The sequence below is a fragment of the Algirhabdus cladophorae genome (assembly GCF_044772865.1).
Taxonomy (GTDB): Bacteria; Pseudomonadota; Alphaproteobacteria; order Rhodobacterales; family Rhodobacteraceae; genus Algirhabdus; species Algirhabdus cladophorae.
Genome location: NZ_CP173029.1, coordinates 3,269,883 through 3,281,431 on the forward strand (window position 1 = coordinate 3,269,883; position 11,549 = coordinate 3,281,431).

The 11,549-nt window shown below is 54.7% G+C and carries 5 protein-coding genes; 3 read left to right on the plus strand and 2 right to left on the minus strand.

What is annotated here, in order from left to right:
• Positions 1-139: 139 nt before the first annotated feature.
• The gene (locus tag ACIRQ6_RS15910) at positions 140-6,796 is read left to right on the plus strand and encodes a Hint domain-containing protein (RefSeq protein WP_420861582.1); all 6,657 of its coding nucleotides are present in this window, start codon (positions 140-142) and stop codon (positions 6,794-6,796) included.
• On the opposite strand, the gene ACIRQ6_RS15915 is transcribed toward ACIRQ6_RS15910, so the two are convergent.
• Complete coding sequence (locus ACIRQ6_RS15915) at positions 6,793-7,791, minus strand: LacI family DNA-binding transcriptional regulator (protein WP_420861583.1); 999 nt, start codon at positions 7,789-7,791, stop codon at positions 6,793-6,795. The genes ACIRQ6_RS15910 and ACIRQ6_RS15915 overlap by 4 nt on opposite strands.
• 70 nt (positions 7,792-7,861) lie before the next feature.
• On the minus strand, positions 7,862-8,950 hold the full coding sequence (locus ACIRQ6_RS15920) for a LacI family DNA-binding transcriptional regulator (RefSeq protein WP_420861584.1): 1,089 nt from the start codon (positions 8,948-8,950) through the stop codon (positions 7,862-7,864).
• Positions 8,951-9,075: 125 nt separating this feature from the next.
• Here ACIRQ6_RS15920 and ACIRQ6_RS15925 point away from each other — a divergent pair, with 125 nt between their 5' ends.
• Both ACIRQ6_RS15925 and ACIRQ6_RS15930 read left to right on the plus strand, forming a co-directional pair.
• The gene (locus ACIRQ6_RS15925; protein WP_420861585.1) at positions 9,076-10,158 is read left to right on the plus strand and encodes an ABC transporter ATP-binding protein; all 1,083 of its coding nucleotides are present in this window, start codon (positions 9,076-9,078) and stop codon (positions 10,156-10,158) included.
• 46 nt (positions 10,159-10,204) lie between these two features.
• On the plus strand, positions 10,205-11,542 hold the full coding sequence (locus tag ACIRQ6_RS15930; RefSeq protein WP_420861586.1) for an extracellular solute-binding protein: 1,338 nt from the start codon (positions 10,205-10,207) through the stop codon (positions 11,540-11,542).
• Positions 11,543-11,549: the final 7 nt, after the last annotated feature.

The window sequence follows — 11,549 nt, forward strand, 5'->3', positions numbered from 1 at the left end:
AATAGACGGTACACAGCCAATGCCACGGCCCCACCGCATTTCGCCAAATTTCACATTTGTTCCAAATTTTAAACACCTCGTTTGATTACGTCTTGGTCAACAAGGCGGAGAAATCCGTGAATTTTGAGGACAAGTGGGCATGCCAAACGGTTATCTGGTAACGTTAGGAGATGGGGTTTTAGACAGCGGAGACGTGATCTCTGGTGCTTTGATCACATTCACCACTTCCCAAACCCTCGGGAACGGCAGTTGGGTCTGGTCCGGGAACTGGACCGGAAACGGCAATTATTATTCCAACATCTCGGACACGGGGACCTATTTCCTCGCGACCGATGGCAACACGTATTTTGTGCCCACCAACTGGACCGTTGACCCGATTGATACAGCAACTGTCGCTCAGGTACCGCAGATTGACGGAACAGACAGCGGTGACGTTATTGATGACACTTTTGTCGACGCTGACGGCGATGGTTTGGTTTCAGGCGGCAACAGAATTAATTCTGGTGAGGGCGACGATACCATTCTGACCAATGGTGCCGTTGATGGCAGCAATGACATTATTGACGCAGGATCAGGCAATGACACCGTCAATGCTGGCGGCGGGAACGATACTATCTTGGGCCAAGGCGGCGCAGATATTTTGGACGGTGGCGCTGGCGAAGACAACATAGATGGCGGCGCTGGGAACGATACCATCGACGGTGGTGATGGCGCAGATGTCATCACAGGTGGTGCCGGTGACGACAATATTGCAGGTGGTGACGCCGACGACATCATCTACGGCGAAGGATCGACCGCTGGCATTGTGCAAGGCCAGATGCAATGGACCAATGAAGGCCCTGCCAATACCGATCTCAGCGGCGGGTTCACACAAGATGCCAACGGCATCGAAGTCACCGTCAACGTGAATGACCTTGGCGGTTTGATCGGCAGCATAGTCAGCAACACACCACAGTATGTTGGAACCGAAGATTTTGACGGCGGTTCAGCTCTGCAAATCACTGGTTCAAGCAATGGCGGCGCAGGTGTATCTTCTACTGTCGAAGTTGAGTTTAATTTTGCAGCGGCCATCGACAGCGGTCTGAACGATAGCGTTGAAAACGTTCAATTCCGCATCAACGATATCGACCAGGTCAGCTGGGACGACTACGTCACAGTTTTGGCTTTTGACAGTGCCGGTGGCGCCGTTCCAGTGACATTGCAGTTGGACGGCGATGAGACCATGTTGGACGCCGACACGATCAACGGTGCAGGCAACGATCAACCGGGGCAAATCGGTGGCTCGGTTTTGGTGACAGTTGACGGACCCGTAACCCGGATCGAAGTCATCTATGAAAACGCCGGCAATGATGACCAAGCCTTGTGGATCACGGATGTGCATTTTGATGCGACACCGGCGGCCACCTCCTCAAACGATACAATCAGCGGTGATGCAGGTGACGATACAGTATATGCTGGTGAGGGTGACGACACGGTCTATGGTGGCGCCGATGATGACACGCTGAATGGCGAAGACGGCAACGACACTATCTTTGGCGAAGACGGTGACGATACCATCGATGGTGGTGCTGGTAATGACGTTCTTTATGGGGACGCAGGCAGCATCAACCTGATCTATAATGGCTCTTTTGAAGATCTCACTGGCACGGTCGAGACCAGTTGGGGCGACCAAGGTGTCGGCTCGGTTGCGGGCTGGACAGACTACGATCCTAGTGCCGAGTTGGATCTGCACGAAGACGGCAAAGGCGGCACCTACGCCACGGATGGAACGCATGTCTTGGACATGGGGGCATCCCCGCAAAACTTGCATGTTTATCAAGATGTTGCAGGCGTTGTGACCGGTGAAGACTATACCCTTACCCTTGATGCAGGCGACTTGTCTGGCGTCGACAACAACGCGCTCGAGATCTATTGGAATGGCGTCCTCGTGGACACCATTAATCCCGGCGCAGGCACCATGGATAGCTTTAGCTATGCATTGGTTGGCGGATCCGGCGACGGTTCGAACCGGCTTGAATTCAAAGAAGTTGGGGTGATTGACGTGCATGGGTTGCAGTTGGACAATATCCAACTGTTTTCCACCCCGTCTGCCACCGACGGCAATGGCGCCGACGATATTACAGGCGGCACAGGCGACGACATTATCTATGCAGGCGCTGGCAACGATGTTGTCACTGGCGGCGCAGACAATGACACGGTTTTTCTGGGTGAAGGCGACGACATCTTTGGCGACTGGACCACTGATGATGGCGACGACACGATTTTTGGCGAAGGCGGCAACGATACTATCAATGCGGGCAACGGGGATGACTTTGTATCCGGCGGAGATGGCGACGACACGCTGATTGGGGCCTCTGGCGACGACTTTATCGAAGGCGGTTTTGGCGACGATGACATCCTGATCACCGACGATCATGAAAGTGACGTGATCGAGGGCGGCGAAGATCCAGACGGGCTTGATTTCGACCAAGCGATCTTTTCGAACTTTGCCAGTACTGATGGGGTCACTGTCACTTACACCGGCGCTGAGGCGGGCACCTATGATTTCGATAGCACCGATGCAGATGGTAGCTTTGTCGAGATCGAGCAGATCGGCACAACCTCTGGCGATGACACAATCGATGGTACTGCCAACACGACCGGGATCGATGTCTTTACAAACGCGGGCGACGATACTGTTGATGGCGGCTCAGGGGACGATATCGTTAATCTGGGCAGTGGCGAGGACGTGGTTGATGCAGGCCAAGGCGACGATTACGTCGATCTGGGCAGCAATGGCTCCGGCAGCCCGGACGGCGATGCAGATCTGGTTATGGTGTCGGATGGCGACGGCAATGACACCCTCGCCAATTTTGACGCACCGACGCCGAATGGCGATGGCACATTTACCGGCATCGACGGGATTGACGTCAGTGATCTGACTGATGCGGATGGAAACCCGGTGAATACGGCTGATATATCTGTTTCGACAGATGGATCTGGCAATGCGGTTTGGACCTTCCCCGGTGGTGAGACCCTTACCTTCGTAGGTTTGACAGAGGCACAGGTTGGCTCCCCTGCGCAGATGGTCGCTATGGGTGTTCCATCGGACGGAATTGTCTCCGGTGATGCCTCGGGCAATGTGATTAATGGCACATATGCAGGCGATCCCGACCACGATATGGTCGACAACAACGACGCCATCTTGCCCGGGGAAGTGGGCAACGATGACATCATCGAAGCAGGCGGCGGTTCCGATATCGTGCTGGCCGGTGATGGAAATGACGAAATCTTTGGCGATATCGGTGTTTCAACCGGTCTGGACCAATCCCTGCAAGGGGCCGTGGGCACATCAGGGACCCTGACGGGGACCAATGGGCAAACAGACACCACCTTTGCTGTAACGTCTGGCACCGGGGCTGTGGATCAGGCGACCTACAGCAGCGTTGTAGATGGCTACTGGGTTGCCAACATGGGCGATGGCGGCAGCGAAAACGAGACTTATTCACACACTTTCAGCCAAGAAGTCGCTGGCGCAGAACTCAGCATCACTGCGGGTAATCCAAATGAAGAGTTTCAATTGGTGTTGGACGGTGCAGTCATTAATTTGACCGAGGCGCTCGCTGAGGGCCTCGTCAGTTTTGATGGTGCTGGCAGTTACGAAATCAACGCGGACGGTCATATCGTGTTGGCCTCTGGTGGCAGTTCACTGGATGTGGCAACGCTGACAATCCACCAGCCCTTTACCACTATGGATGTGACGGGCCTCAGCACCGATGGCAACAATATCAGCGGCTGGGTTTATGGCCTTGAGATCGACACAAACCCACCCGTCGTCCAAGGCAATGACACCATTGATGGTGGTGACGACAGTGACGTTATTGCGGGCCATGGCGGCGACGATGATATCGAAGGCGGTGCAGGCGACGACACAGTTTACGGCGGCACGGGCAATGACGACATTCAGGGCAACAGCGGTGATGACGCGCTCTATGGCGGTGCAGGCGACGACACGTTCCTCTTTGAGGCTGGATTTGGCACGGACACTGTTACCGGTGGCGAGGACGGCGAAAGCAGCCTTGGCGATACCATTGAGGGCGCATATTCCTCGGATCTAGAGGTCACGATGAGCGGCGATGAAGCCGGTCAAATGACTGACGGCGCCAACACGGTCACTTTTGAGGAAATTGAACGCATCGTGACGGATGCAGGTGACGACACTGTCAATCTGACTGGCGACACCTCAGGAATGGAGGTCGAGACCGGGTCAGGCACCGACACTGTAACCAGCGGTGGTGGCAACGACACGATCAATACACAAGACGGGTCCGATACAGTCGTGCTGAACGAAGGTTTTGGCGTAGACACCATTGATGGTGGATCCGTTGATGACCTTAGTGGTGACACGCTGGATGCCTCGAACATGACCAGCGATGTCACGGTTGTCTACAGCTTCGTCGAAGACGGCACGCTGACCCAAGGCAGCAACAGCGCTACCTTTGCAGATATGGAAAACCTGATCACCGGCAGTGGTGATGATTACATCGACGGCACATTGGATAGCCTTGGCGTTGACGTGTTTTCAGGCGCGGGTAACGACACACTGATCGGCGGTAGCGGCATCGACGAGTTTGACGCGGGCGACGGTGACGATCTGTTCCTTATCAACAACAACTTTGGCAATGACAGTCTGCGCGGTGGCGAAGGGGCTGAAACAATCGGTGACAGGTTGGACGCCAGCAATGTCACAGAAAACCTTGTGCTGGACCTGACGAATTTCGATGCAAACAACCCCGAGAACGGGACATTGGGCAACGGATCAGACGAGTTGATGTTCTCGCAAATCGAGAGCTTTACCTTGGGTTCGGGCGACGACAGCGCCACAGGATCCACAGGCGCGGACACCATTGACATGGGCAGCGGCGAAGATGTGGTCGAGGGCGGCGAAGGTGACGATCAGATCAATCTGGGCGACAACGGCGCAGGCGCCCCTGATGGCGACAACGATACCCTGGTGTTCTCGGACGGTGATGGCGACGACATTGTCACCAACTTTGATGCCCCAACAGACAATGGCGATGGCACCTTTACCGGCATCGACCTGCTAGATGTCAGTGGCTTGACCAGCGATGGAAGCACCCCGGTTCATACGGGCGATGTCACAGTAACGGATGATGGCAGCGGCAACGCCGTCCTCAATTTCCCCGGCGGTGAAAGCATCACGTTGATAGGCGTGGCGCCCGCTGAAGTCTCTGACAGAATGGCTCTGCTCGCCATTGGGATCCCCTCCGATGGGATCGTCAGCGGCACCGCGGCGGGTGAAACGATCAATACCAGCTATGCAGGCGATCCTGATGGTGATTACGTCGACAATGGCGACGCCATTCTACCGGGCGAGACCGGAGATGATGACATCATCGAAGCTGGTGGTGGCGACGATAATATCCTTGCAGGCCTTGGGGATGATGAGATCTATGGCGAGGCTGGTGACGATACGATCCAGCTGGACACCAATTTTGGCGACGACACGATTGTTGGCGGTGAAACTGGCGAAACCAACGGTGACCGGGTTATTGCATCCAGCTTAACCGAAGACCTCACCGTGACCTTTGACGGCAACGAACAAGGCACAATCAGTGGTACAAGTGGCGACGCGGATTTTGAAGAAATCGAAGAGATCCATACTGGATCAGGCGATGACACAATCGACGCCAGTCTTGATGGTGTCGGCACCACTATTCTGGCCGGTGCAGGTATAGATGATGTCACGGGTGGCAGTGGCGCAGACACAATCTTTGGCCAAGACGGGAACGACACGATTGATGGTGGTGCAGGCGACGACGCGCTGGACGGCGGAAACAATGACGACATTCTGACAGGTGGCGCTGGCGAAGATACCTTGATCGGTGGCGCAGGCAGCGATGATCTTGATGGTGGCACCGAAGATGACACGCTCTTTGGCGGTGCGGGGGATGACACGCTCACAGGTGGTGCGGGTTCAGACAACCTTTATGGCGGGGATGATGCCGACACGTTTTATGGCGGCATTGGCGACACTGTCGTCGGCGGCGAAGGCGGTACAGACAATGACGTATTGGATGTTACTGGCGCGGGATCAACGCGGGTCATCTATGATGCTGGTGATCCCGAAAGCGGAACGATTGAATTCATTGATGGCACTGGCGCCGTCATTGGCACCTTGGATTTTTCCGAGATTGAGACAGTCAATTCTGTGCCTTGTTTCACGGCCCAAAGCCGCATTGCGACACCTTCCGGCGATGTGCCCATTGCCGACTTAAAAGTGGGTGATCTGGTGCTGACCCGCGACAGCGGGTTCAAACCGATCAAATGGATTGGCTCAACCAAGGTCGACGCTATTGGCAACCGCGCGCCCATTGAATTTGCAAAAGGCGCTTTGGGTGAAAACAACACCCTATTGGTGTCGCCGCAACACCGCGTTTTGCTGACCGGATGGAAAGCTGAAATTCTGTTTGGCTCTGCCGAAGTTCTGGCCCCTGCTGTCAGTTTGATCAACGGACGCACAATCAAGGCCAAGCCCGGCGGCACAGTAAGCTATTATCACATGATGTTTGACCGCCACGAGATCGTTTTATCCGACAAAGCTTGGACCGAAAGCTTTCATCCCGGGGACGTAGTGATGGGATCCATGGCCGACGCCGCGCGCGATGAAATTCTGGAATTATTCCCGGCCCTAAGCGATGGGGTCAAAACCTACGGGGATACAGCACGTCCAGTGATCAAGCCCCGCGAAGCCTTGGCATTCACCCAAGACAATCCGCGGTACCAGATGTCTTAGTCGCGCTGTGTCGAAGCGCGCGGGATCAGGACCGGCACCACATTCTGGATCCGGTCCTGCTGCGTAGCATTTCCATTGATTGCAGCCAAAGCCGCCTGTGCGGCACGGGTTCCGATCTCTTTCGAGTGAACTTCGACTGTACTGATCTCGGGTACGGATTGACCCGAAATATCATAGGCCCCAAAGCCACCTATTGCCACTTGGTCAGGGACGGGAACCTGTTGCCTTTGGCATTCGCTCATTGCGCCAAACGCGCTGAGGTCAGACACACAAACAACACCGTTCAGATCCGGGTACTGTCGCAGGGCTTGCTGCATGGCCAGCGCCCCTTGATGCATGGACACAGGCGGGGTGCCCGTGTCGACCAATCGGTCCGCAGGCAGGCCTGCCGAGCGCATAGCAGTGATAAATCCCTCACGGCGTTCTGCACCACGGACGTCAGACCGATCATCCCCTCCTAAAAACACCAAATTTCGACGCCCTTGGTCGATCATATGACGCACCATCAACTGCATGGCCTGGCCATTGGAAAAACCCACAACCATATCGACGGGATCTTGGGGTTCGTCCCACATTTGCACCACGGGTATACCCGCATTCGACATCATGGTCCGTGCATGGGCACTATGGGAACCGCCTGTAACAATCAGCGCCTCGGGACGGCGGCGCAGCAGTTGTTCGATCAAGCGCTCTTCATCGTCGAGGTCGTAGTTGGTATAGCCTAGCAGCACCTGAAGATCCGATTGTGCCAACTCGGCAGAAATCGCACCGACCGTATCCGCAAAGTTTGCGTTGTTGATCGAAGGGATCGTAACGGCAACAAAGCCGGTTTTTTGGGACCGCAAAGTCGAGGCACGACTGTCGAACACGTATCCAAGGGCCGCAGCAGTTTCTAATATTTTTTCACGGGTTTTGAGGCTTACGGAGGCATCGCGGCGAAACGCGCGACTTACCGTCATCGGGGACACCCCGACGGCCGCTGCAACGTCACTCATCTTTGGCGGTTTTGCCATTTGGTCCCACGCGAAATGTTATCGATAACTTTTTGAACGAAAACAGACAAAACTACAACTGTTTGCGCGTGGTTTGCCCCGTAACAATCTGGACAGGCAGGGCAACAGCCCGTTCGGTTTTTACGCCGTGGATCCGCGCCAATAACGAACGCGCACCCATAATGCCCATCAAACGGCGCGGCGTGATCACGGTAGTCAGGGTCACAGGCAGCACGTTGTTGATGTCTAAACCGTTAAATCCGACGACACCCATTTCGCCGGGCACGTCGATCCCCAGTTTCTGCGCGGCCATCATGCCACCAAAGGCCATGTGATCGTTCAAATAGAACACAACGTCGGGTTTGTAGTTGGCCAGCAGTTCCAACGTGCCATCATAGCCTGCCTGAAACGATTTCAGCCCAGAGGGGCGCTGCGCCCGTACAAAGACAGGCGCCTGCAATTCTTCAAACGCCTGTCGGATCCCTCGCAACCGCGTATCCGCGCGCTGATCCTCGCCCTTGGACACGCCAACAAAGGCTGGTGTGCGGTAGCCCAATTCGACACAGTAGCGCCCGATTTGAAGCCCGGCGGCCTGATGATCGATACCGACACAGATATCAATCGGATCAGCGCTGTAATCCCAAATCTCGAGGGTGGGAACCTTGTTGCGGGTCAGTATATCCCTAAGTTCTGACTGGTGGTGGATTCCCGTGAGAATGATCGCGGCCGGTTGCCAAGACAAGAACCTTTCGACCCAAGCCAGTTCGCGGGCGGGGTCATATTCGGTGGTGTCGACCACACTGTCATATCCTGCATTCTCAAATGTGCCGCGCATACCGTTCAGCACGTCGGCAAAGACATCGTTAAAAAGATTGGGCAGGGAAATCCCCACCAAAGTCGCATTGGCCACAACCAAAGATCGTGCGTTGGAATTGGGCACATAGTTCATCTGTCTGGCGATGTCTTGGATCTGGGCGCGCTTGGCTTCAGAGACGCCTTCAACGCCGCGCAACGCGCGACTGACAGTCATCATGCTGGTATTGGTCAAAGCAGCAATTTCTTTGATTCCGACTGGTCCTGTGTGATGCTTGATGTCAGATTTTTTCAAATCGCCTCTCAGAAAATCACGAAATTGTAACATTTTCAATACGTTACGGTGCATTTACGTTAACGCTAACGTGTTTACCATGGTTTTGGGGTTCTTAAAAGCGCGTCAATTGGCCACTGTTGGCAAACACGAATGGAGGGGATTGTGCCAGATGCTAATCCTCGATGGGAGGGAAGTCCGTGCCTGAGATTTACTTTGAACAGGTTGAAAAAAGCTATGGGTCAGTCCGCGTGCTGCCCCCGATGGACCTGACCCTCAACGACGGTGAGTTTACGGTTTTGGTGGGGCCCTCAGGTTGTGGCAAATCCACCAGCCTGCGGATCCTTGCCGGGTTGGAAACACTGTCCGGTGGAGAGATCTATTTTGACGGCACGCCGATCAGTCGGCTTGAGCCAAAAGAACGCGACATCGCGATGGTGTTCCAGGATTATGCGCTCTATCCGCATATGAATATCGCCAAGAACATGTCATTCGCGCTGCGCCTTGCGCGAGTCAGCAAATCCGAGATCGAAGAAAAAGTGGTGCGCGTCGCCACGATGCTGAACATCGCGCATTTGTTAGATCGTAAACCTGCGGAACTTTCGGGCGGACAGCGCCAGCGGGTCGCTATGGGCCGCGCATTGGTCCGCGACGCAGGGACGTTTCTTTTCGATGAACCCCTGTCCAACTTGGATGCCAAGCTACGCGCCAAGATGCGCACTGAATTGGCTGAGATGCGCGACAGTATCGACAAGAACATGGTCTATGTGACCCACGATCAAGTTGAGGCGATGACATTGGGCGACCGGATTGTCGTGATGTCCGAGGGCATTATCCAACAACAGGGCACCCCGGAGGAACTGTTCAAGCAACCAGTGAACAAATTTGTTGCGGGCTTTATCGGGTCGCCGACGATGAACTTCCTCGAGGGTCAATTGACCGATGAGAAAGGCGTTCTTTGGGCCACAGGCAATGGCTTTAGCCTGCCTTTGCCTGATGATCTGGCGCAACGTGGCCGCGCGGCCAGCAGCAAGGACGTATCAATCGGTGTTCGTCCGTCGTCCTTTGTGTCCGATGTGACGGCTGGGGCGCCAATCGATTTGAAAGTCATCGTGTCAGAATATCTGGGCGCACAGTCCGTGCTGGTTACCCGCTGTGGGGAACAGGATATTTTGGTCGAAGCAAACAGTGCCGAACCGATCCGGTCGGGTGGCATGCAAACCTTTGGAGTTTTGACCAACGAAGTCATGCTCTTTGACAAAGCGACGGGGCTTCGGCTCTGACGTTAGACTACCCAATAATAAATTAGCATCAGGGAGGATACTTAGAATGCTATCACTCAAGACACTATTAACCGGGACTGCCGTCACAGCCGTGACCGCAACATCCGTCATGGCCGGTGGTCATGGTGGCCCATATGATGCCTACAAAGGCACCACATTGGTGATCAACGTGCCTGCGCACCCTCACTACAACGCAATGATGAAAATTCTTCCACAGTTTATGGAAGAAACAGGCATCAACGTTGAAGTTGACCAGTTGCAGTACCTTAAAATGCGCGAGCGCCAGACGCTTGAGCTGACAAAGGACGAAGGCGACTACGACATGATCGCCTACGTTGTTTTCTCGAAAGCTGACTACGTTTTTGCGGATCAACTGGAAAACCTTGCCAAGTACTTCATGAACCCCAAGCTGTCTGATCCGAACTACGATTCAGGTGACTTGATTGACGGGTACGTAGCCAACATCGGCGTTGCTGGTGGTGTCAAAGGGTATCTGCCCGGTCAAACCGGTTCATTGTTCGGTATTCCTTACGGTTCCGAGACGTCCGTCTTGGCCTACCGCAAAGACATCTTTGAAAAGCACGGCATCGACGTTCCTATGAACTACGACCAGTTGCTGGATGCTGCGTGTAAGATCCCTGAGGTCGAGCCAGGCATGGGCGGCATGGCGTCGCGCGCAGCCTCTGGGCACCAAGCGTCCCACGCATTCCTTTTGCACCTCGCCCCATTGGGCGGTCGCGTGTTTGACGGCGAATGGAACCCGATCATCAACAACGAAGCAGGCGTTGCAGCAGCAAATGCTCTGAAAACCATCGTTGATTGTGGTCCAGAAGGCAGCCAGACATTTGGCCCCGCAGAAGCCGCCGCATCGTTCCGTCAGGGCACATCGGCAATGTTCATGGACTCCATCGCATTTGCCGCTGGTTTCGAGGACGAAAGCAAATCCAAAGTGGCCGGTAAAGTTGGCTACGCGTTGCACCCAGAAGGTGTTCGTCGTGGTTCGCAAACCGGTGGTTTCGGCATAGCAATCCCTAAGAACGCGCAAAACAAAGAAGCTGCGTTTTTGCTGATGCAGTGGCTGACGTCCAAGAAAGGTGACCTTGCTGTTGCCATGGCTGGCGGCAACCCATCGCGCTTCTCTACTTACGAAGATGCGGGCCTGAACGAGAAATATCCGTACTCGGCCACTTTTGGTGAAGCGTTGAAATATGCTGACCCTGACTGGCGTCCAATTATCCCAACATGGGGTAAGATCAACGCAGACATCGGCACAACAATGTCGAAAGTTCTGACCGAAGGTCTGGATCCACAAGAAGCTTTGGACGGTGTTGCAGAACGCGCCAAAGAAATCATGACCGAGGCCGGCTACTACACTTGGCAGTAAGCTAATC

Coding starts and splice junctions, on each gene's coding strand:
- ACIRQ6_RS15910 (WP_420861582.1), top strand. CDS start 140: ATGCCAAACGGTTATCTGGTAACGTTAGGAGATGGGGTTTTAGACAGC.
- ACIRQ6_RS15915 (WP_420861583.1), bottom strand. CDS start 7,791: ATGAGTGACGTTGCAGCGGCCGTCGGGGTGTCCCCGATGACGGTAAGT.
- ACIRQ6_RS15920 (WP_420861584.1), bottom strand. CDS start 8,950: ATGCACCGTAACGTATTGAAAATGTTACAATTTCGTGATTTTCTGAGA.
- ACIRQ6_RS15930 (WP_420861586.1), top strand. CDS start 10,205: ATGCTATCACTCAAGACACTATTAACCGGGACTGCCGTCACAGCCGTG.